This is a genomic window from Nguyenibacter sp. L1, assembly GCF_035199985.1.
GTDB classification, from domain to species: domain Bacteria; phylum Pseudomonadota; class Alphaproteobacteria; order Acetobacterales; family Acetobacteraceae; genus Gluconacetobacter; species Gluconacetobacter vanlangensis.
Window position 1 is genome coordinate 3766547 of the sequence record NZ_CP127015.1, and the last position, 22221, is coordinate 3788767.

General features: G+C 69.9%; 21 protein-coding genes. 9 read left to right on the forward strand and 12 right to left on the reverse strand.

Going from position 1 to position 22221, the window contains the following annotated elements; genetic code table 11:
* Window positions 1–38: 38 nt before the first annotated feature.
* The 3 genes from QN315_RS16985 to QN315_RS16995 all read right to left on the reverse strand — a co-directional run bounded on the left by QN315_RS16985 (window position 39) and on the right by QN315_RS16995 (window position 4039).
* The gene (locus tag QN315_RS16985) at window positions 39–1001 is read right to left on the reverse strand and encodes an ABC transporter permease (RefSeq protein WP_176639762.1); all 963 of its coding nucleotides are present in this window, start codon (window positions 999–1001) and stop codon (window positions 39–41) included.
* A gap of 300 nt (window positions 1002–1301) precedes the next feature.
* On the reverse strand, window positions 1302–2387 hold the full coding sequence (locus tag QN315_RS16990) for a sugar ABC transporter substrate-binding protein (protein ID WP_323990563.1): 1086 nt from the start codon (window positions 2385–2387) through the stop codon (window positions 1302–1304).
* 239 nt (window positions 2388–2626) lie between these two features.
* Entirely contained in the window at window positions 2627–4039 is a 1413-nt protein-coding gene (locus tag QN315_RS16995) for an MFS transporter (protein WP_323990565.1), read from the reverse strand.
* A 152-nt stretch (window positions 4040–4191) separates the two neighbouring features.
* Here QN315_RS16995 and QN315_RS17000 point away from each other — a divergent pair, with 152 nt between their 5' ends.
* Window positions 4192–5343, forward strand: a complete 1152-nt coding sequence (locus tag QN315_RS17000; RefSeq protein ID WP_323990567.1) for a Fic family protein — start codon at window positions 4192–4194, stop codon at window positions 5341–5343.
* A gap of 157 nt (window positions 5344–5500) precedes the next feature.
* Here the strand turns inward: QN315_RS17000 and QN315_RS17005 are convergent, their stop codons facing one another.
* From QN315_RS17005 to QN315_RS17030, 6 genes are all read right to left on the reverse strand, one after another.
* Window positions 5501–7888, reverse strand: coding sequence for a glucose/quinate/shikimate family membrane-bound PQQ-dependent dehydrogenase (locus tag QN315_RS17005; RefSeq protein WP_323990569.1), 2388 nt, complete (start codon window positions 7886–7888; stop codon window positions 5501–5503).
* Window positions 7885–8022, reverse strand: coding sequence for a hypothetical protein (locus tag QN315_RS17010; protein ID WP_323990571.1), 138 nt, complete (start codon window positions 8020–8022; stop codon window positions 7885–7887). Before QN315_RS17010 ends, QN315_RS17005 begins: the two co-directional genes overlap by 4 nt.
* Before the next feature lie 200 nt (window positions 8023–8222).
* Window positions 8223–9704: a mannitol dehydrogenase family protein gene (locus tag QN315_RS17015; protein WP_323990573.1), complete on the reverse strand. Its 1482-nt coding sequence runs from the start codon at window positions 9702–9704 to the stop codon at window positions 8223–8225.
* 139 nt (window positions 9705–9843) lie between these two features.
* Complete coding sequence (locus QN315_RS17020; protein ID WP_323990575.1) at window positions 9844–10233, reverse strand: hypothetical protein; 390 nt, start codon at window positions 10231–10233, stop codon at window positions 9844–9846.
* Between the two features lie 63 nt (window positions 10234–10296).
* Window positions 10297–10602: a BrnA antitoxin family protein gene (locus tag QN315_RS17025; RefSeq protein WP_323990577.1), complete on the reverse strand. Its 306-nt coding sequence runs from the start codon at window positions 10600–10602 to the stop codon at window positions 10297–10299.
* A 52-nt stretch (window positions 10603–10654) separates the two neighbouring features.
* The gene (locus QN315_RS17030; protein WP_218064418.1) at window positions 10655–10963 is read right to left on the reverse strand and encodes a BrnT family toxin; all 309 of its coding nucleotides are present in this window, start codon (window positions 10961–10963) and stop codon (window positions 10655–10657) included.
* A 238-nt stretch (window positions 10964–11201) separates the two neighbouring features.
* Between QN315_RS17030 and rpmI the strand changes: the two genes are divergently transcribed.
* The 5 genes from rpmI (at window position 11202) to lpxB (ending at window position 16753) form a co-directional block, all read left to right on the forward strand.
* Complete coding sequence (gene rpmI / locus QN315_RS17035; protein ID WP_012554749.1) at window positions 11202–11405, forward strand: 50S ribosomal protein L35; 204 nt, start codon at window positions 11202–11204, stop codon at window positions 11403–11405.
* A 14-nt stretch (window positions 11406–11419) separates the two neighbouring features.
* Complete coding sequence (gene rplT / locus QN315_RS17040; protein ID WP_176641204.1) at window positions 11420–11779, forward strand: 50S ribosomal protein L20; 360 nt, start codon at window positions 11420–11422, stop codon at window positions 11777–11779.
* Between the two features lie 166 nt (window positions 11780–11945).
* The gene (gene pheS, locus QN315_RS17045; protein WP_323990581.1) at window positions 11946–13016 is read left to right on the forward strand and encodes a phenylalanine--tRNA ligase subunit alpha; all 1071 of its coding nucleotides are present in this window, start codon (window positions 11946–11948) and stop codon (window positions 13014–13016) included.
* A gap of 3 nt (window positions 13017–13019) precedes the next feature.
* A complete protein-coding gene (gene pheT, locus QN315_RS17050) occupies window positions 13020–15518 on the forward strand; it encodes a phenylalanine--tRNA ligase subunit beta (protein ID WP_323990583.1) in 2499 nt (832 codons plus the stop codon).
* An 8-nt stretch (window positions 15519–15526) separates the two neighbouring features.
* A complete protein-coding gene (gene lpxB, locus QN315_RS17055; protein ID WP_323990584.1) occupies window positions 15527–16753 on the forward strand; it encodes a lipid-A-disaccharide synthase in 1227 nt (408 codons plus the stop codon).
* On the opposite strand, the gene QN315_RS17060 is transcribed toward lpxB, so the two are convergent.
* The 3 genes from QN315_RS17060 to QN315_RS17070 all read right to left on the reverse strand — a co-directional run bounded on the left by QN315_RS17060 (window position 16733) and on the right by QN315_RS17070 (window position 18287).
* Complete coding sequence (locus QN315_RS17060; RefSeq protein ID WP_323990585.1) at window positions 16733–16936, reverse strand: hypothetical protein; 204 nt, start codon at window positions 16934–16936, stop codon at window positions 16733–16735. The genes lpxB and QN315_RS17060 overlap by 21 nt on opposite strands.
* A 5-nt stretch (window positions 16937–16941) precedes the next feature.
* A complete protein-coding gene (gene hisI / locus QN315_RS17065) occupies window positions 16942–17370 on the reverse strand; it encodes a phosphoribosyl-AMP cyclohydrolase (RefSeq protein ID WP_323993599.1) in 429 nt (142 codons plus the stop codon).
* A 98-nt stretch (window positions 17371–17468) separates the two neighbouring features.
* Window positions 17469–18287, reverse strand: coding sequence for a folate-binding protein (locus QN315_RS17070; RefSeq protein WP_323990586.1), 819 nt, complete (start codon window positions 18285–18287; stop codon window positions 17469–17471).
* A 124-nt stretch (window positions 18288–18411) separates the two neighbouring features.
* On the opposite strand from QN315_RS17070, the gene QN315_RS17075 reads away from it, so the two are divergent.
* From QN315_RS17075 to asnB, 3 genes are all read left to right on the forward strand, one after another.
* A complete protein-coding gene (locus QN315_RS17075; RefSeq protein ID WP_323993600.1) occupies window positions 18412–19305 on the forward strand; it encodes a glycosyltransferase family 9 protein in 894 nt (297 codons plus the stop codon).
* A 118-nt stretch (window positions 19306–19423) separates the two neighbouring features.
* Window positions 19424–20428, forward strand: a complete 1005-nt coding sequence (locus QN315_RS17080) for a glycosyltransferase (RefSeq protein ID WP_323993603.1) — start codon at window positions 19424–19426, stop codon at window positions 20426–20428.
* Window positions 20429–20460: 32 nt separating this feature from the next.
* Window positions 20461–22218 (forward strand): asparagine synthase (glutamine-hydrolyzing), encoded by a 1758-nt coding sequence (gene asnB / locus QN315_RS17085; RefSeq protein ID WP_323990587.1) that lies wholly within the window; start codon window positions 20461–20463, stop codon window positions 22216–22218.
* Window positions 22219–22221: the final 3 nt, after the last annotated feature.

Below are 22221 nucleotides of genomic sequence, written 5' to 3' on the forward strand. Positions count from 1 at the left end.
CCTCCCGGCGTGACCCGCGCCAATGTCCCGGCCATGCCTCATGACACGGACAGACGGCGCCGGAAACGGCCGATATGGATGTTGAACAGCATGGCCACCAGGATGGCCGCGCCCAGGATCAGGTCGAAGGTAAAGGCATTGATCCCGATCAGCGTGAACCCGTCATTCAGGATGCCCAGCACGATCGCCCCGACCATCGCGCCCGCGATCGTGCCCGACCCGCCGGCCAGCGGCGTGCCGCCGATCACCGCCGCCGCCACGGCCAGGAACATGATATGCGTCCCCCCCGCCGTCGGATCGATCGACGCAATGCGGAACGCCTCCAGAATGCCGGTCAGCCCGGACAGCGCGCCGCACAGGATGAAATTGCCGACCTTCAGCCGGCGCGTCCGGATTCCGGCCTCGCTGGCCCCGGTCGGGTTCGCCCCGGCCGCGATGGTGTGCAGCCCCCAGCGCGTGTTGCGCAGCATGAAATGCATCACCGCGACGATGGCCAGCGCCCAGGCGAACTCGGCATAGCCCGCCCGGCCCAGCAGCCAGGCCAGCCGCCGCCCGGCCTCCACCTCGACCGGCGTGCCGGCCGAAATCGTCAGCGTCAGCCCGTTCAGCAGAAACAGCGTGCCCAGCGTGGTGACGAAGGACGGCACGTCCAGCATCACGGTCACGAAACCGTTCAACGCCCCCACCAGGGCCGCGCCGGCCAGCGCGCCCAGCACCGCCAGCGGATAGGGCAGGCCGGCCTGCGCCAGGAAATACATCAGGAACGGCGCCAGCGCGTACACCATCCCGGCCGACAGATCGATCTCGCCGCCGATCATCAGCATCACCTCGCCACAGGCGATGATCGCGACGGGCGCCACGAACTGCGACAGGTTCTGCACCGAGTCATTGGAAAACAGGAAACTGGAATTGGCGATCTGGAAATACACCGCCAGCACCACGGCCACCACGATGACGCTCGCCTCACGCCATTTCAGCAGCCCACCAAGGATTCGCGACATTGCATCATGTTCCCTAACGCCGACCCGAAAGCGTTCCCGTTCTTTTTTGAAAAAAAGAACCAAAAAACTTTTGATTTTTTCGGGAAAATCTTGCCGATACAAGCAAACTCCAAAAAACGAACTAGCCCTGTCCCGCTCCGGGCCTGTCCGGGAATGTGGGCTGGCGAGTGGGAGCGGCCCGATAGGGCTGCGCCCGGCGTGTGTTTTCGAGCACCGAAGCGGAGTGGCCTTGATGGCCATGAGCATCGGAGCGCAGAAAACGCGCGTCGGACCGCCGCCAGCACGCATTCCCGGACAGGCCTACGATTGGATCGCTCCTGACCGCGCGACAAGCTGCGCGGCGCTGGAACTCCCCTCGTAGCGGGTCTTGGTCGCCAGATAGGGCGCGACATTCCCCTTGGTCACGAATTTCAGGCCGGTATTGATCTCCGCCGGCCCCACCAGCCCGCCCGAGACCAGATAGGTGTACATTTCCATCACGGTGTAGAATCCCTGCAGATAGGGTTGCTGGTCGATGGTGAAATCCAGGTGCCCGGCATCGATCAGGTGCAATGTGCGCGGCAGCAGGTCGAACCCGCCGCCCCGCACGCCCTTCGCCGCCAGCCCGTACTGTTCCATCGTCTCGGCCACGCATTGCGTGGTGCCGCCATCGACCGAAAACAGGCCTTTGACGTCCTGATGGCCCAGGTAATAGGCTTTGACCTTGGACAATTCCTCATTCACCGTCGCCCCGGTGGCGACGATGTCGATCTGGTAGGACCGCCCGCTCTTGCGCAGCACGTCCTGCGCGCCGTCGATGCGCGGCTGGATGTTCAACTGCCCCGGCGTCGCGATCAGCAGCGCGACCCGTCCCCCCGGCACCAGGTCCAGGATGCGCTGGCCCATCATCTGCCCGGCCTTGAACAGGTCCTGCCCGATATAGGCCAGCCGCTTGTTGCCCGACCCGGCCGGCGCGTCGGCATTATAGGCGAAGACCGGAATCCCCGCCGCCAGCGCCCGCGCGACCGGCTCGTTGAAGGCATGCGGATCGACCAGGCTCACGGCGATGGCGCTGGCCTTCGCGGCGATCGCGGCATTGATCGCGCTGATCATCTCCGCCGCGATGCTGTTCTCCGATCCCGTCCATTGCGTGTCCGCGCCCACCAACTCGGCCGCGTCCTGGATGCCGTACTGCGTCGCGGTAAAGAACGGATTGGTCGTCACATGATTGACGAACACCAGCCGAAAACGCGGATGCGCCGGCAGCGCCGCCCGCGCGGGCCGCACGCCCAGCACCGCCTGCGACGCGGCCAGGGACGCGCCCAGGGATACGCCAAGCGCCGCCGCCTGCACGACGCCGCGCCGGCCGACGCCACCCGGCGCCGGTAGTTTGATCCTGTTTGCCATCACGCTCTCCCGACAGGCCGCCTTCTCCGGCGATCTTGTTGCCCGGCGCTCTTGCTGTCTGACCTGGCGCCGGAATTCGTATCGGAACCCTTGAGACTCAAAGATGACCCCGCGCCTCCCAGGGCACGCGGCCTCAACATCCCACATCGTCCCGGGCCGAGACCATTGCGACGCCCGCGCCGATCAAGAACGCGCGACGGAACGCGCAACGGGGCAGGGGAGGGCCGCGCCGCCGCGCGTCAGGACGCCGCGCGCAACGCCGCGCCGGCCGCACGGTCCATGCGCAGGTAACGCGGGATCGACAGCGCCAGCGGCACCGCCACGATCATGAACGCATAATGGAAATCCGCGGGCACGAAGGCCCCGTCCGTTGGTTGCCCGCCCCGCAGCGCCGCCGCCAGGCGCAGCATCAGCGCCCCGAACGCGACCGCCAGCCCGATGCAGGCCTGCTGGTTCACGCTCAGCAGCGTGCTGGCCGCCCCTTTCTCCGTGTCGCCGATATCGGCATAGCCCAGGGTCGCCAGCAGCGTGTACTGCATCGACCGCGTCACCCCGCAGCCCAGCAGCACCAGCAGCAGCACGGCCGCCGACGTCGCCGGCACCATCGCCCCGGCCAGCAGCACGAACAGCACGCCCAGCGTCGCGTTCACCACCGCGGTGGCGCGAAAGCCGAACCGCTCCAGGATGCGCGTGGTAAAGGCCTTCATGCCCAGATTGCCCAGCGCGAAGGCCAGCATCAGCATCCCGGCATGAAACGCCGTCAGCCCGAATCCCACCTGTAGCATCAGCGGTACCAGATAGGGAACGGCGTCGATGGTCAGGCGGCTCAGGCTCCCGGCCAGCACCGTGACGGCAAAGGTCGGGTGCCGCATCAGCCGGAAATCCAGCAGCGGATGCGCCTGCCGCGCCGCATGGCGCAGGCTGGCGGCCCCCAGCGCCAGCCCGCCCGCGACCAGCGCCCCGGCCAGCGCCAGGCCGGCATGGCTGTCGCTGGCCAGCTCGGTCCCCAGCAGGATCGCGGTCAGCGCCGCCCCGCCCATCACGAACCCGCCCCAATCCATCGGCCGCCGCGCGCCGAATTGCTGCGGCACGATGGCGAAGATCACGCCCAGCACCGCCAGGCCCAGCGGCAGGTTGATCAGGAAGATCCAGTGCCAGCTCGCGAAGGTCACGATCATCCCGCCCACCGTCGGCCCCACCACGGGGGCGGCGACGGCGGGCCAGGTGATGGTCGAAATCGCCCTTATCATCCGGCCGGTCTCGGTATTGCGCACCACGATAAAGCGCCCGACCGGCACCATCATCGCCCCGCCCAGCCCCTGCAGCACCCGCGCCGCGATAAACGCATCGACACTGCCCGCCACCCCGCACAGCACCGACGACGCGGTAAAGACCGTCACCGCGCCGGCGAACACGCTGCGCGAGCCGAACCGGTCCGCCGCCCAGCCGCTGATCGGAATAAACACCGCCAGCGTCAGCATATAGGCCGTCATGCCCAGGCTCAGCGCGTTCGGCCCCACATGGAACGACCGCGCCATCGCCGGCAGCGCCGTCGCGATGATCGTCGAATCCAGATATTCCATGAAGAACGTGGCGGCGACGACATAGGGCAGCGCCCGCATCGCGCGGGCGGAGAGGGATCGGGCGGACATGCCCCATCATAACCGCCATGCGCCACCCCCGAAACATGCCGATCGACAGGCTTTGCGGTGATTGCGGCTCATAATCACCGCATCCCATGCGGAGTTTCTCTGGAGGGACGCGGTGAATGGCTGCTACATTCCCCGCAAGGAGTGCGGGGAATATGGCGCGCTATATCTACCAACAGACGGGCTGGCCGGAATTCACATGGGACGTCGCGCATCTCTCCCATCAACTGGCGGCCGTACGTCATCGTCAGGGGCGGCTCCTGGGGCGCATGGAATCGCTCGGTTTCGATTTCCGTGCCGAGGCGGTTCTCGGGACGCTGACGGAAGACGTCATCAAATCCAGCGAGATCGAGGGGGAGCGTCTGGATCGCGGCCAGGTGCGCTCCTCGATCGCCCGGCGGCTGGGCATGGATATCGGTGCCCTGGCCCCGATCGACCGGGACGTCGAAGGCGTCGTGGAGATGATGCTGGACGCGACCCGGCATTATGCCGAACCCCTGACGCAGGAGCGTCTGTTCGCCTGGCATGCGGCCCTGTTCCCGACGGGGCGCAGCTTCATGACGCGGATCGTCGTGGGGGCCTGGCGTCATGACGGCGCGGGAGCCATGGAGGTCGTCTCCGGCCCGATCGGGCGGGAACGCGTGCATTACCGGGCACCCACCGCCGACAGAATAGAGGCCGAGATGGCGTCCTTCCTGGCCTGGTGCAATGGCGCGCAGGATCTCGACCCGGTGCTGAAGGCCGCGATCGCCCATCTGTGGTTCGTGACCATCCACCCGTTCGAGGACGGGAACGGGCGCATGGCCCGCGCGATCGGTGACCTCATGCTGGCCCGGTCGGAACAGACGTCCCAGCGTTTCTACAGCCTCTCGGCGCAGATCCGTCAGGAACGGAGGGCGTATTACGCGGTTCTGGAGGCGACGCAGAAAGGAACGCTCGATATCACCCCGTGGCTGCACTGGTTTCTCGGTTGCCTGGACCGGGCCTTCGGCCGCGCCGAACAGGCCTTGGGCAAGGTGCTGCAGAAGGCCCGCTTCCGGGAAGACATGGCCGGGCAAATCTTCAATGCCCGGCAGCATCTCATGCTGAACCGGCTGCTGGACGGCTTCGAGGGCAAGCTGAATTCCTCGAAATGGGCAAAGATGACGAAGACATCGCCGGATACCGCCCTGCGGGACATCAACGACCTCGTCTCTCGCGGTATCCTGGCCAAGGACGCCGCCGGGGGGCGCAGCACGCATTACGCGCTGATCCTCCCGAGAGCACAGGAGGCCGAGGACGATTCCCGCGCGGAACCCGCGGCCTGATGGCGAACATGCCGGACGGGGGCGAAAAACGGGGGCGAAAAAAGACTCCCTGAAATGCCTCCCTGAAACAAAAAAGGGGGCGCGTGGCCGTCACCGGCCGCGCGCCCCCTGTCGGTCCGTCGCATCCCCGGCCCGTCAGGGCCGGGGCGCGTGGGCCTCAGGGCGTCTCGGGCAGCGCGTAGGCCACCACATAGTCGCCCAGCTTGGTGCCGAACGAGCCGTGGCCGCCATCGGCCGTCACGATGAACTGCCGCCCGTTGACCGCATAGGACATCGGGGTCGACTGGCCGCCGGCCGGCAGGCGGTCCTGCCAGAGCTGCTTGCCGGTGGTCACGTCATAGGCGCGGATATAATAATCCGCGGTCGAGGTCAGGAAGGCCACGCCGCCCGCCGTCGTCAGCGGACCGCCCAGGCTGGGCACGCCCAGCTTGAAGGGGATCGGCAGCGGCGCGCTGTCGCGGATCGTGCCGTTGCGATGCATCCACACGATCTTGTTGGTCTTCAGGTCGATCCCGGCCATGAAGCCCCAGCCCGGCTTCTTGCAGGGCAGGCCCAGCGGCGACAGGAACGGGTTCAGCGTCACGCCGTACGGCACGCCGAACTGCGGCTGCACCCCGGTTTCCGAACCCGAGGGCTGCGACTGGTCGGGGTTGGCCGGGTTGTTCGGCCCGCGCGGAATCAGGCGCGACACGAACGGGATGGCGATCGGGTTGGCAACGGCGATCTGCCGCACCGGATCGACGGCCAGGCCGCCCCACTCGAACATGCCCAGATTGCCCGGGAAGACCAGCGTGCCCTGCAGCGACGGCGGGGTGAACGGCCCCTCATAGCGCAACTGGTGGAACATGATCCGGCACATCAACTGGTCGAACATCGTGCCGCCCCACATGTCCGCGTCGGTCAGGTTCTGCTTCGGACGGAAGGTCAGCTCCGAGAAAGGCTGCGTCGGCGACAGATGGTCGCCCGGCGCCGGGCCCTGCGGCACCTTGGTCTCCGGGGCCGGCACGATCAGCTTGCCGTCGCGGCGGTCCAGCACGAAGATGTTGCCCGTCTTGGCCGGGGCATACAGCGCCGGCACGATCTCGCCGCCGGCGGTGCGGATGTCCACCAGGCTCGGCTGGGCCGGAATGTCCATGTCCCACAGATCGTGGTGCACGGTCTGGTACGACCAGGCCAGCTTGCCGGTATCGGCGTTCAGCGCCACGATCGCGCTGGCATAGCGCTCGGAATCCGCGCCGCGGTTGCCGCCCCAGATATCCGGCGTCTGCACGCCCATCGGGATATAGATCAGGTTCAGCTTCGGGTCATAGGACGACACGATCCACGAATTCGGCGAGTTGGGGACGAATTTGTGGGTGTCCGACGGCATCTCGTTCGGGTCCGGATTGCCCGGATCGAACGCCCAGACCAGCTTGCCGGTATAGACGTCGAAGCCGCGCGTCACGCCCGACGGCTCGCGGGTCGAATAATTGTCCATCACCGCGCCGGACACGATCACCATCTTGTCGGTCACGACCGGCGGCGACGTCGCTTCATAGAACCCGGCCTGCTTGAACGGCATGCCTTCGGTCAGGTCGACCGCGCCGTTGGTGCCGAAGCCCGCGCAGCGTTCGCCGCTGTCGGCATCGATCGCATACAGATGGCCGTCATTGGTCGGCAGCAGGACGCGATGCGCGCAATCGGTCGGCGCGGGCTGGCCGTCGATCGTCTGCGCGTCCGCCTTCGTCTCATGGTACGACACCCCGCGGCACGTCATGTGCTGGAAGGTCGGGCCATAGCTGATCTTCGGATCGAACTTCCATTTCAGCTTGCCGGTCGCGGCATCCAGCGCGAACAGGATCTGGTGCGGCGAGCACAGATACACGGTGTCGCGGATCTTGATCGGCGTCACCTCGTCGGTGATCTCGCCCGGATCGTGCGGCCCCTTCAGGTCGCCGGTGCGGAACACCCAGGCCACCTTCAGGTCCTGCACGTTCTGCGGCGTGATCTGCTTCAGCGGGCTGAAACGGTCGCCGAACTGGGTCCGGCCATAGGCCTGCCAGTCGGCATCGGCCATCTGGTCCGCGTCGCCCGGCGCCGGCGCGTCCTGCGCCACGGCGGGCAGGGCGCCCGCGATGTCCTGCGGGTCCTGGGTCAGGGCCATGCCCACCACGACCACCGCGGCACCCACGCTCAGGCCCAGCGGCAGTTGCGCCGCCTTGGTGGCCGGGCCCAGGTTGCGGGTCACCGGCGGCAGCAGCAGCCAGATCCCCAGCGGCACCAGCACGTCGCCGCGCGGCGCCAGCGCCCAGAAGTCGAAACCGACTTCGCCCACGGCCCAGACCATGGTGCCGATCAGCAGGGCGGCATAGACCCACAGGGCCTCCTGCCGCCGACGAAGCAACAATACCGCCGTCACCAGCAGCATGATGCCGGCGACGACGTAGTACAGCGAACCACCCAGAGCGGTCAGCCAGACGCCGCCGGCCAGCAGGTAGAGCCCGATCAGGGCACAGACCGCCGCGGTGATTGCAAGCACTGGCCGCAATCCTTGTGACATGTTCATCGAAAACCCAGTTTGCAGTGGAGGATCAGATCCGAACGGCGTGACAAGACCATATCGCTTTCGCGGGTCAAGATTGACAGGGCGGCGCAGATCTGACGCGCTGCGCGCACCATGCCGGCGGCGGCACGCTTCATATTGTTATCCTTGCCGTTCAGGGCTGCCGGAACGACGAAAAAACCCTGCCCCGATTTAGTACAGAACGGGGGCGGGATTTCTGTTCACGTTTTTGTGATAACCTTGTCCGGCCGTAATGCCGCCGCAATATCCCGGCCACGTTCCACCGTCCCTCGGCACCAGCACCCCCTCCAGGCGCCCTGGCCAAGAGCCACGTCCGCTAGCCTTCCCCGGCAACGATCCCATGCAGCGTCGCCCGCACACCCTGGTCGCGGATGGCGGTGCGCAGCCGCGTGAACAGCGCCACGAAGGCCGCGTTCTCCCCCAGCCCCCACCCGGCGAACACCGACATGTCCAGCGCCCGCGCCGGATCGGCCTCGGCGGCCAGCGCCCGGTCCTCTGCACTCAGATGCGGCTCGACCACCTCATAGGCCGCGCCGCCATCGTCCCGGCCGCGCAGATATTCGGCAAAACAGGCCAGCAGAAAGGCGATCCGCGTGGCGTCCGCGCCCCGCGCCAGCGTGCCCTCGGCGGTATCGCGCACGAAGACCGGCAGTTTCGACGCGCTGTCCGACGCGATGCGCAGCAACTGGTCGCTGATCGCCGGATTGCGGAACCGGCGCAGCAGCAATGCGCCATATTCGTGCAGTTCCATTCCCGGCGGCGCCTGCAGCAGCGGCTCGGCATCCAGGCCCAGATAGCGTTCCAGCAACGCGACGACGTCCGCGTCGCGCATGATCTCGCCGACGATGCGGTACCCCATCAGCACGCCCGGCAGGCCCAGCATGGAATGCGACGCATTCAGCATGCGCAGCTTCACCCGCTCATAGGGCGCCACGTCGTCGGTGAACAGCACGCCCACCTCTTCCAGCCGCGGCCGTCCGGCGCAGAACGAATCCTCGACCACCCACTGGATGAAATCCTCGCAGAAGACCGGCGCCCGGTCCTCCACCCCGCTCGCGGCGTTCAGCCGCGCCGCGTCGGCCTCGCGCACCGCCGGGGTAATGCGGTCCACCATGGTGCAGGGAAAGGTCACATGGGCGGCGATCCAGTCCGCCAGCCCCGCATCGCGCGCTTGCGCCCAGCCCAGGAAGGCGGTGCGCGCCACATGCCCGTTATGCGGCAGGTTGTCGCAGGTCAGCACGGTAAAGGGCCCCGCCCCGCTGTCGCGGCGCAGCCGCAGCGCCTCCGTCACCAGGCCGAACACGCTGTGCGGCACGTCCCTGGCCAGGTCCTCGGCGATCGCCGGATGCTCCAGTTGGAACCGCCCGGCCTCGTCCGTGTAATACCCGCCCTCCGTCACCGTCAGGCTGACGATGCGGATCGCCGGATCGGCCAGGCGCCGGATCGCCGCCATCCGGTCGTCCGGCGCGTGGACATACTCCACGATCGACCCCACCACCCGCACCACGTCCGGCGCGTCGGCCGGACATTCGGTCAGGGTATACAGCCCGTCCTGGGCCCGCAGCGCCTCCGCCTTGGCCTGCTCGCGCGGATCGTCCATCACGCCGATGCCCACGATGCCCCACTCCGCCTGGCCCGGCCGGGCCAGCACCCGGTCCAGATAGACCGCCTGGTGCGCGCGGTGGAAATTCCCCACGCTCAGATGCGCGATCCCCGGACGCACCGCCTTGCGGTCATAGGCGGGGATGATGATCGCGGGCGGCAGCCGCTCCAGCGTCGCAGTCTCAAGAACCGGCATTCACGTCATGTCCAGGCAACAGAGGGGTTTCGGACTGCTCTAACGCGTTCCCGCCCCGGCATTCGAGGGGGGCACCGGTAACATATATATCATTAACATATCATGTGGCTTTTTCGCCCGGCGCGGCCGGGCGGCCCGCCTATGCGCCGGCCGCCAGGAACCGGCGCAGCAGCAGGTCGCGCTCCACGTCCAGCGGCCCGCGATCGGCCGGGACGCGGGCGCGCCAGTACCAGTAATCCGCGTTCGCCAGGTCGCCCTCCCGCCGGTGCAGATAGGCATGGACCCGGCATTCCGCCGGGCTGCCGCCCTCGTTCACCAGGTCGTGCGCCGCCTGCCATTCGCCGCGCGCGTCGTGCCACAGCGCCCGCAGATGCGCGGGCCAGTCGGCCGGCGGCGCGTCGGCCACCAGCGAACGGCGGAATTCGGTCTCGTCGATCGGTGCGCTCATCTCCGGCAGATGGGCGCGCCCGCCCGGTTCGTCCAGCCCCCTGTGACCGCCGCGGCGCAGGGGGCGAACCAGAGGGGCCATTCTCTCATGCCGGCTTCTCGCGCGCTGCCATCTGCGCCGTGCGCGCGAGGCCGGCCCGGATACTCACGCCTTCCGTAACGCCTCATTGATGCGCGTCTGCCAGCCGGGACCGCCTGAACGGAATTTTTCGAGCACATCCGGGTCAAGGCGCAGCGAAACCGATACCTTCTTCCCGGGATCACGCGGCCGGCCGGCTGGCCGTTGAACCATGCCGGATTTCATCCTGGCCGCCAGGGCCGGATGGGAATCGGTGAAACGGCGCGCCTGGGCAAGTTGCCCGTCCGTGGCCTCGGGCGCGTCCGGGTCGGCGGCAATCATGGCCTGGACCTGATCTTCCGTCATGTTCCTAAGAGATTTCAGCTTCTTCATAACGCTTCCGCTCCTTCCGGCTCGCGGGCCGCATCGAAATGATCGATATCGCCTAGTGTCCTGCCCGAGAAATTCTTATGAGAATTTCTCGGATCAGCAGGCCACTAAAATATTGATTCCAGTGTCCTTTCGATTCCAAAATTCGCTTGCGAATTTTGGAATCGGGACGCTGGGTGCCCAATTCCGCGAACACAACGGCAATCGTCCCGTCGAGAAATGGACCGATGGCCATCAGGCGATCATTCTTGGCTGGGACCACGATCGACGACAGGAAGAACGAGGCTTTCAGGTCGGCGAAATCCAGACCGCGTTCATTCAGGGTCTTCAGACGTTTCGGCTCGTCCCACGTGATCGCCAGCATGGTTTCTGTATATACAGAAACTGAGTGCCGAGCAAGGGCTGTCCCAGGCTTTCGGGTGGGGGCTTGAGCCTCCCCGCGCCTTTTCCCGCGCCGCCCCCGCATCGGGGCTTGATCCGCCGCCCGCCCTTGTCTATAGCCAGCCCCCTGTTCGCGCGTCCGGGCCTGGAATGGGCATGCCCGGCCGTGACCGCCGCCTGGCCGCCGAGCGCGGCCGCGGCTTCAAGCCAAGGAGATGAAAATGCCCAAGATGAAGACCAAGTCGTCGGTCAAGAAGCGGTTCAAGATCACCGCGACCGGCAAGGTGCTGGCGGGCCCGGGCAACAAGCGCCACGGCCTGATCAACCGCTCTCAGAAGATGAAGCGCACCAACCGCGGTTCGCAGACTCTGACCGAGATGGACGGCCGCACTGTCAAGCAGTGGGCCCCCTACGGGCTGGCATAAGGAGCACCTGAGACATGGCACGTGTTAAGCGGGGCGTGACCACCCACGCCCGTCACAAGAAGGTCCTCGATCAGTCCAAGGGCTATCGCGGCCGTTCCTCCACGAACTACCGTATCGCGCTGGAACGCCTCGAAAAGGCGCTGCGCTACGCCTATCGCGACCGCCGGAACAAGAAGCGCGAATTCCGCGCCCTGTGGATCCAGCGCATCAACGCGGCCGTCCGCGAGCATGGGCTGACCTACAGCAAGTTCATCAACGGCCTGGACAAGGCCGGGATCGAGATCGACCGCAAGGTCCTGGCCGCGATCGCCTTCGACGACGCCGCCACCTTCGCCGAGATCGTGAAGAAGGCTCAGGCCGCGCTCGCCGCCTGATCTTTCCCCGCCGTCCTACGGTTCGGAACGGGCCGCCCCATATCGGGGCGGCCCGTTCTGCATTTCGGGGGTTTATTCCGCGGGGCGGACCCTGTATCCGGCCTGATCGGTAACCCACGCCCGCGTTTCGCGCCGGTTCCTTTCGTCCCCGTTCCAGCGAGGTGCCATGAACGACGATCTCGAAACCCTGCGGCAAGAGACGCTGGCCGCGCTCGCCGCCGCCGCCGACCGGCGGCAATGGGACGATGTGCGCGTCGGCACCCTGGGCAAGTCCGGCCGGCTGACCGCGCTGCTCAAGGAACTCGGCCGCATGTCGCCCGATCAGCGCAAGCTGCGCGGCGCCGCCGTCAACCGCCTCCGCGACGAACTCACCCGCGCGGTCGAGGCCCGCGGCGCCGAGATCGAATCCGCCCTGCTCAATGCCCGCCTCGCCGCCGAACGGGTCGACGTCACCCTGCCCACCCGTCCCGAGCAGCGCGGCACCCTGCACCCGATCAGCCGCACGATGGAGGAAATGGCCGCCATCTTCGGCGCCATGGGCTTCAAGGTCGCCGAAGGCCCGGACATCGAAACCGACTGGCATAATTTCTCGGCGCTCAACACGCCCGACCACCATCCGGCCCGCACCGACCAGGATACGTTCTACCTGCCCGCCCAGGCGGGCTCCGGGCGCGAGCGCGTGCTGCGCACCCAGACCTCGGGCGTGCAGATCCGCACCATGCTGGGCCAGGAACCGCCGATCCGCATCATCGCGCCGGGCCGCACCTACCGCGCCGACCACGACGCCACCCATTCGCCGATGTTCCATCAGTGCGAAGGGCTGGTGATCGACCGCGGCATCACGCTCGCCCATCTCAAGGGCTGCCTGACCGACTTCCTGCGCGCCTATTTCGGCCAGCCCGACCTGCCGGTGCGCTTCCGCGCCTCCTATTTCCCCTTCACCGAACCCTCGATGGAGGTCGATATCGCCTGGTCGCGCCAAAGCGGCGAGATCGGCGCCGGCAGCGACTGGCTCGAAGTCCTCGGCTCGGGCATGGTCCATCCGCGCGTGCTGGCCAATTGCGGCCTGGACCCGCGCGAATGGCAGGGCTTCGCCTTCGGGATGGGGATCGAACGCCTGACCATGCTGCGCCACGGCATCCCGGACCTCCGCTCGTTCTACGAAAGCGACGTGCGCTGGCTGCGCCATTACGGCACCAGCCCGCTCTCGCCGGCCCTGCTGCATGAAGGTCTGTGACCGATGAAGTTCACCCTGTCCTGGCTGCGCGACCATCTCGACACCACCGCGTCGGTCGAGGAAATCTGCGCCAAGCTGAACACGATCGGGCTCGAGGTCGAATCCGTCGCCGATCCCGGCGCCGCCCTGGTCCCCTTCCGCACCGCCCGCATCATCGAGGCCGCGCAGCACCCCAACGCCGACCGGCTGCGGGTCTGCCGGGTCGATGCCGGCCCGGGCTTCGACCCGGTGCAGGTCGTCTGCGGCGCGCCCAATGCCCGCACCGGGCTCGCGGTCATCTTCGCCCCGCCCGGCACCTACATCCCGGGCCTCGACACCACCATCAAGGCCGGCGCCATCCGGGGCGAGACCAGCGGCGGCATGCTGTGCTCGCTGCGCGAACTCGGGCTGGGCGACGCGCATGACGGCATCGCCGAACTGCCCGACGACACCCTGCCCGGCCAGTCCTACGCCGCCTTCGCCGGCCTGGACGACCCGGTGATCGAAATCGCCGTCACCCCCAATCGCGGCGACGCGCTGGCGGTGCGCGGCATCGCGCGCGACCTCGCGGCGGCCGGCCTCGGCCATCTGCGCCCCTGGCTGGCCGAAACGGTCGAAGGCACCTTCGACTCGCCGATCGCCTGGGCCAATACGTACCCCGAGGCCTGCCCCTGGGTGCTGGGCCGCACCATTCGCGGCCTGCGCAACGGGCCCAGCCCGGACTGGCTGCAGAACCGGCTGCGGGCGATCGGCCTGCGCCCGATCTCGGCCCTGGTCGACATCACCAATTTCTTCACCTTCGATCTCGGCCGCCCGCTGCATGTCTTCGACGCCGACCGTCTCACCGGCGACCGGCTGACCGTCTGCCGCGGCGCGGGCGAAAGCTTCCGCACGCTCGACGGGCGCGACCTCGTCGTCTCGCCCGACGATTGCGTCATCGCCGACGCGGCGGGCGTGCAGTCGCTCGCCGGCATCATGGGCGGCGAAGGGACCGGCGTTACCGACGGCACCACGACGGTCTTCCTCGAATGCGCCCTGTTCGATCCGGTGCGCATCGCGCTGACCGGCCGCCGCCTCGGCCTGCATTCCGACGCCCGCCACCGGTTCGAACGCGGCGTCGACCAGGCGCTGCCCGTCGCCGCCCTCCAGGCCGCCACCCGCATGATCATCGATCTGTGCGGCGGCCAGGCCAGCGAGGTCGTCTCCGCCGGCCAGCCCCCCGACTGGCGCCGCCGCGCCAGCCTGCGTTTCGCGCGCATCGCCGGCCTGGGCGGCATCGACATCCCGGCCGACGAGGCCGTCGCCTCGCTCGAGGCCCTGGGTTTCGAAATCCATCGGCGCGACGCCCAGGGCGTGGTGGTCGACGTGCCGTCCTGGCGCAACGACGTCGCCACCCCGATGGCGCTCGACCAGGGGCCGGACCTGCCGCCCGACCAGGCGCGCGCCGCCGCCGAAGGCGCCGCCGCCGTCGATTCCGAATGCGACCTGATCGAGGAAGTGCTGCGCCTGCGCGGGCTGGATTCCATCCCGCCGGTCTCGCTGCCCGCGCTGGGCGCGGTGCCGCGGCCTGCGCTCACCCCGCGCCAGGTCCGCGCGGCCACTGCCCGCCGCGTGCTGGCCGCGCGCGGCATGGCCGAGACGGTGGGCTATTCCTTCGTGTCGCAGGACGCCGCCGCCCGGTTCGGCGCGGTGCCCGACACGCTGCGCCTGCTCAATCCCATCGCCGCCGACCTCGACCAGATGCGCCCGACCCCGCTGGTCAATCTGCTCGCGGCGGTCGAACGCAACGCGGCGCGCGGCTATCCCGACCTCGCGCTGTTCGAGGTCGGCCCCGGCTTCTTCGATGCCGAACCGGGCGCCGCATCTGGCGCCGCACCGGGTGCCGAACAGGGGTTGATCGCCGCCGGCCTGCGCAGCGGCCACGCCCCGCGCTTCCCCGGCCAGGCCGCCGATCCCGTCACCCTGTGGGATGCCAAGGCCGACGCCTTCGCGGCGCTGGCCGCCCTCGGCGCGCCGGTGGACGGGCTCGGCATCACCGCCGACGCGCCGGGCCATTACCATCCGGGCCGCTCGGGCGTCATCCGCCAGGGGCCGCGCATCGTGCTCGGCCATTTCGGCCAGATCCATCCCGGCTTGCTGGCCGGGCGCGACCTCGACCGCCCGGTGGTCGGCTTCGAACTGTTCCTCGACGCGATCGCCGATCCCAAGCGCCGGCGCCGCGCCCCGCCCGACCTGCCGCCCTTCCAGCCGGTACAGCGCGACTTCGCCTTCCTGGTGGCGCGCGACGTCACGGCCGAATCCGTGCTGCGCGCCGCGCGCGGCGCCGACCGCGCGCTGGTCTCGGGCGTGCGCCTGTTCGATCTGTACGAAGGCGACAAACTGCCCGAAGGCCAGAAATCCCTGGGCATCGAGGTCACGCTCCAGCCCACCGAACGCAGCCTGACCGACGCCGAGATCGACGCCGTGTCCGACAAGGTCGTGGCGGCGGTGTCGCGCGCCTGCGGCGCCACCCTGCGCGCCTGATCCGCTCCATGACGGATCTCGATGGGACGGATGGGCACGGGACGGACCCGCATGGGACGGATCGGCAGGGTGCGGGCCCCGTTCGCCCCCGCACCATCTGGCTCCTGGCCGGCGAGGCCAGCGGCGACGTGCTGGGCGCGCGCCTCATGGCCGCCCTCCGCCGCCGCGACCCCGCGCTGCGCTTCGCGGGCGTCGGCGGCGCGCGGATGCAGGATGCCGGCCTGGACAGCCTCTTCCCGCTGCGCGACCTGGCGGTGATGGGGCTGGTCGAGATCCTGCCGCGCCTCCGCCATCTCTCCCGCCGCCTGGACCAGGCGGCGGCCGACATCCTGGCCACCCGGCCCGACCTGGTGGTGACGATCGACAGCCCCGGCTTCTCGCTCCGCCTGCTGCGCCGGCTGCAGGGGCAGGGGATTCCGCGCATCCATTACGTCGCCCCCCAGGTCTGGGCCTGGCGCGAACATCGGGTGCGCGAATTTCCCGGCCTGTGGGACCGGCTGCTCTGCCTGCTGCCGTTCGAACCCGCCTTCTTCGGCCGCCACGGGCTCGAAGCCCGCTTCGTCGGCCATCCGGTCCTGCAATCGGGCGCCGACCGGGGCGACGGCGCGGCCTTCCGCGCCCGCCATCACATCGCGCCCGGCACGCCCATCCTCATCCTCATGCCCGGCAGCCGCCGGTCCGAGGCCCCGCGCCTGCTGCCGGTGCTGGGCCGCACCCTGCGCATCCTCGCCGCCATCTGCCCGGGCATCGTCCCGGTGGTCCCGGTCTCCGCCGTGGTGGCCGATACGGTGCGGCGCGGGGTGGCCGACTGGCCCGTCCGCCCCATCATCGTCACCGACCTCGACGACAAGCACGACGCCTTCGCCGCCGCCGGCGCGGCGCTGACCAAATCCGGCACCTCCACGCTCGAACTGGCGCTGGCCGGCGTACCCATGGCCGTCACCTACCGGGTCAACCCGCTCACCGCCGCCATGGCGCGGCGGCTGATCCGCGTGCCCTACGTCGCCATGGTCAATCTGCTGGCGGGCCACCGGCTGGTGCCCGAATTGCTGCAGGACCGCTGCCGGCCCGACCTGCTGGCCGCCACCGTGTACCGCCTGCTCACCGACGGGCGCAGCGCCGCGCTGCAACGCGCCGGATTCCGCGCCGTCACCGCCGCGCTCGCCGCCCCCGCCGGCCAGCCGGACGATGCCGCCGCCGCCGAAATCCTGGCCCTACTGGACGCCCCGGCCTGATCCGGCCTTGCCGGCCCCGCCTGAATCCGCGCCACCTGGCCCCGGTACGGCCGCTCCCGCGCCCGCATGGCGCAGCGCCGCGAACTCGCTGCCCACCACATACACCCCGACACCGACCGTCATCGCCACCAGCACCGCCAGCCAGGCCAGCTTGCCGGCCTGCGCCTTCCCGGGCGCCGTCATCGCGCTCAACCCCGCCCGTACAGCGCGTCGGCCGCGACCAGCGGCGCGCTGGTCTCCGCCAGCCCGCCGGGCCGCATGGCGTTGAAGAAACAGCTCCGCCGCCCGGTATGGCAGGCCACCCCGGTCTGCTCGACCAGCAGCAGCACCGCGTCGCGGTCGCAATCCAGCCGCGCCTCCACCAGGCGCTGCACCTGGCCGGACGTCTCGCCCTTGCGCCACAGCGCCGCGCGGCTGCGCGAATAATAGCAGACCTGCCCGGTCCGCAGCGTCTCGTCCAGCGCCTCGCGGGTCATCCAGGCCAGCATCAGCACCTCGCCGGTATCATGCTGCTGCGCCACGGCGGCGATCAGCCCGTCGGCGTCGAAACGCACGCCGTCCAGCATCCGCGCCCGGTCCGCGTCGTCGATCACGGGGGCAGGCGAAGGAGGGGTCATCATGGGCGAAACTCCTGATACCGGGCGATTGCCGACGCACGGGTTGCCGGACGCAACAGACAGGACCCGCCCGCCATTGTCCAGCCGGAACCCGGCCGCTATTGCCCCTCCGGCAGGCTCAGCCATGGCGGCAGGTGCGCACGCACCGCCTGGCCGCCGGCCTCCAGCACCGCGTCGCGATGCTCCAGCCGCAGCATCGCCAGGCCGAGCCCGTCGCGGGATGACGCCATCACGCCCGCCTCCCTGCCGTCATGGGTCAGCACCGTGCCCGGCGGCGGCAGGGCCGCCCCCGTGACCGGCAGCAGCTTGCGCTTGACCAGCCCGCGATAGTGCGTGCGCGCCGTCAGCTCCTGGCCCATGTAGCAGCCCTTGGTCCAGGAAATCCCGTTCAGCGCCTCGAAATTCGCCTCCAGCAGCAGCGTCTTGCCTTCCTCGCAATCGCGCGCCCCGTCCGGCAGGCCCAGGCCCAGCCGGTGCGAATCATAGGCCGCATGATCGGCCGCCCCCGGGGCGGGATGAGGCAGGACCAGCCGCCAGCCCGCGTCCGCCAGGCGCGGATCGGGCGCGCCGATCGCCGAATCGATCATCGGCGGCACCGCACCCCATGCCGCATGCACGGCAAATCCCGTCGGGTCGATCGACACGTCCGACCGCAGGCGATAGCGCGCCAGCTTCTGGCGCAGCATGTCGGCCTGCGCCGCCGCGCAATCCATCAGCAGCCGCTGCCCCTCGGCCTCCTCATACAGAAAGAAATCCGCCAGCCACCGTCCCTGCGGCGTCAGCAGCGCGGCCCAGACGGCACGCCCCGGCGCCACCTCGGCCACATCGTTGGAAACCAGCCCCTGCAGGAACGTCACCCGGTCGGCGCCGGAAATGGCCAGCACCGCGCGGTCTGGCAGATGGGCAAGATGCGTCATGTCCGGATTCTGGGTCCGCCCGTCTCTCAAGGCAAGGGGGGCAAGGCAAGGGGGGACCAGGGCAGGGGGGAGGCAAGGGGGCGCCATATTGGTGCCGCCCCAAAAGGCGGCTAGCGTGCCCGGCATGCGGATCCTGTTCATCTCCTCCACCCGGCTGGGCGACGCCGTCCTGTCGACCGGCCTGCTGGACCATCTCCTCCATGCCTTCCCCCAGGCCCGTTTCACCATCGTCTGCGGCCCCGTGGCCCGCGATCTGTTCGCCCGCATGCCCCGGCGCGACCGCACCATCGTGCTGACCAAGCGGAAATGGGACCTGCACTGGCTGGCGCTGTGGCGCGACTGCGTGGCCACGACATGGGATCTGTGCGTCGACGTACGGGGCTCGGGCGTCAGCTTCTTCCTGCGCACGCGCCGCCGGGCGATCATGCGCGGCGGCCGCCGGCCGGGGCCGCGCGTCGCCCATCTCGGCCGCCTGCTCGGCCTGGCACCACCCCCCATGCCCGTCGCCTGGACCGACGCCGCCGACCGCGCCCGCGCCGCCGCCCTGCTGCCGGGGCAGGGCTGGCTCGCGCTGGCGCCCACCGCCAACTGGTCCGGCAAGGTCTGGCCGGCCGACCGCTTCGTGGCGCTCGCCCACGCGCTGGGTGCCGAATACGGGCTGCGTCCGGTCGTCGTCTACGGGCCCGGCCCGGCGGAACGCGCGATGGCCGCCCCGGTCCTCGCGGCACTCCCCGGCGCGATCGACAGCGGCGGCACTCTCGTCCTGCCGCAGGTCTCCGCCCTGCTGGCCCGCTGCGCCCTGTTCGTCGGCAACGATTCGGGGCTGATGCATCTCTCGGCGGCGTCCGGCACGCCCACGCTGGGCCTGTTCGGCCCCAGCCGGGTGTCCGAATACGCGCCCGCCGGCCCGCGCGCCGCCCACATCGTCGCGCCGGGGCCCGAAGGCCGCGCCCCGATCGACGGGCTTGCCGTCGCCGACGCCCTGCAGGCGGCACGCGACCTGCTGCGCCGAACGTGATAAGGCGGCCTGGATGACCCCGATCAGCGACATATCGTCCAATGACGTATCGCCCAACGACGGATCGCCCGCCGGCATATCGCTTGCCGGGGCGCCCCCCTCGCGGGTCGCCCATCTGATGGCCGGCGCGGCGATGGGCGGCGCCGAGCTGTTTTTCGAACGCCTGTGCATCGCCCAGGCAGGCGACGGGCTGGACGTGCTGCCGGTGATCCGCCGCAATGCGGGCCGCGCCGCCCGCCTGCGCGCCGGCGGGGTCGAAGCGCACGAACTCGCCTTCGGCGGCCGCGCCGACCTCGCCACCGGCCTGCGGCTGCGCCGCCTGCTCAAGCGATTCCAGCCCCGCGTCGTCGTCGCGTGGATGAATCGCGCGGCCCGCCTGGCGCCGCGCGGCGACTGGGTGCTGGCCGGCCGGCTCGGCGGGTTCTACGACCTGTCCTATTACCGGCGCTGCGACCATCTCATCGGCAATACGCGCGGCATCGTGCGCTGGCTGGTCGAACAGGGCTGGCCCGCGGCGCGCGCCCATTATCTGCCGAATTTCGCGGTCGATATCCACGGCGCCGCGCCGCGCCGCCCGGCCTGCCTGCCGCCGGGCGTGCCCTTCGTGCTGGCGCTGGGCCGCCTGCACCGCAACAAGGCGTTCGACGTGCTGATCCGCGCCATGGTCCATGTGCGCGGCGCCCACCTGGTCATCGCCGGCGAGGGGCCGGAACGCCCGGCGCTGGAAAAATTGGCGCGCGATCTCGGCGTCGCGGACCGGGTGCACCTGCCCGGCTGGTTCGACGGCACGGCCGGCATCGTCTCGGCCTGCGACCTGCTGGTCTGCCCCTCGCGGCACGAACCGCTGGGCAACGTGATCATCGAGGCCTTCTCGGCCGTCCGCCCGGTGGTCGCGGCGGCGGCGCAGGGGCCGGTCGAACTCATCACCGACGGCGGCAACGGCCTGCTGGCCCCGATCGAGGACGACCGCGCCCTGGCCGACGCCATCTCCGCGGTGCTCGCCGACCCCGCCCTGGCCGCCCGGCTGGGCCAGGCCGGCCGCGACGCGTTCGACCGGCATTACGCCCAGGCCCCGGTTCTCGCGTCGTGGCGGCGCTTCCTCGCGGACGTGAAAAAAGTCTAAGGGGGAAAAAGGCTTGAGGGGAGACATCTGACATGTGCGGCATCGCCGGTATCGTGTGCGCCCGCGCGGCCACCCCGCCCGATCCGGCCATTCTCGGCCGCATGGTCGATGCGCTGCGCCATCGCGGCCCCGACGGCAGCGGCGTCGTCGCCGCCGGCCGCGCCAGCCTGGGTCATGCCAGGCTGGCCATCATCGACCTCGCGGGCGGCGACCAGCCGCTGCGCGCCGGCGCCGCCACCCTGGTCGCCAACGGCGAAATCTACAACGATCCGGCCATCCGCGCCCGCCTGGGCCCGGCCGGCTACCGCACCGGCAGCGATTGCGAATCGGCGCTCCAGCTCTGGCTGCGCGACGGGCAGGGCTACACGGCCGGCCTGCGCGGCATGTACGCCATCGCGATCACCGAACCCGGCAACCAGGACCTGGTCCTGTCGCGCGACCCGTTCGGCATCAAGCCGCTCTACGTGGCCGAGGCCGGCGGCCGCGTCCTCTTCGCCTCCGAACCGCGCGCCATCCTGGCTTCCGGGCTCGTTGCGCGCGGTCTCAGCCCCGCCGCGCGCAACGAACTGCTCCAGCTCCATTTCACCACCGGGCGCGACACCATCTTCCCCGGGATCTCCCGCGTCCTGCCGGGCGAGACGGTGCGCGTCGCCGACGGCCGCATCCTCGACCGCCGGCGCCAGCCCGCGCTGCCCGACGGCCCGGTCGAACAGCTCGGCGAAGACGCGGCCCTGGCCCGTCTCGACGCCGCCCTGACCGACAGCGTCGCCGTCCACGAACGCGCCGACGTGCCCTTCGGCATGTTCCTCTCCGGCGGCATCGACAGCACCGCCGTGCTGGTCGCCATGGCCCGGCTCGGCGGCCCGCCGGTCCAGGCCTGGACCGCCGCCTTCGACGCGCCGGGCGCCGCCGACGAAACCGAACACGCCGCCGCCCTGGCCCAGGCCACCGGGGCACGGCACCGCGTGCTGCGCATCGATCGCGACATGGTCTGGCGCGACCTGCCCGCCATCGTCGACGCGATGGACGACCCGGTCGCCGACTACGCCATCATCCCGACCTGGCTGCTCGCCCGCGCCGCCCGCCAGGACGTCAAGGTCGTGCTGTCCGGCGAGGGCGGCGACGAGCTGATGGCCGGCTATGGCCGCTATCGCCGCGCCATGCGCCCCTGGTGGCGCGGCGGCCGCCGGATGCGCCCGCGCGGTACGTTCGACGGGCTCGACGTGCTCGGCGAGACGATGCGCGGCTGGCGCGACGGCATCGCCGCCGCCGAACGCGCGACGCTCGCCGCCCCCACCCGGCTCGCGGCCGCCCAGGCCGCCGACATCGCCGAATGGCTGCCCAACGACCTGTTGCTCAAGCTCGATCGCTGCCTGATGGCCCACGGGGTCGAAGGCCGCACCCCGCTGCTGGACCCGGCGGTGGCCGGCGCGGTCTACCGCCTGCCCGACAGCATGAAGGTCCGCGGCCGCATGGGCAAATGGCTGCTGCGCCGCTGGGTGGAGCAGGCACTTCCCGCCGCCCGGCCCTTCGCCCCCAAGCAGGGCTTCACCGTCCCGGTCGGGGCCTGGATCGAACAGGACGCGGACAGGCTCGGCCCCCTGGTCGCCCGCCAGCCCGGCATCGCCGAGATCGCGCCCGGACCCCGCGTCCGCGCCCTGTTCGCCCGCGCCTCGGAACGCCGCGCCCGCCACGCGGCGTGGACCTTGCTGTTCTACGCGCTCTGGCACCAGATCCATTTGCGCGGCATATCGTCCGACGGGGACGTGTTCTCGGTGCTCGCCGCCTGACGG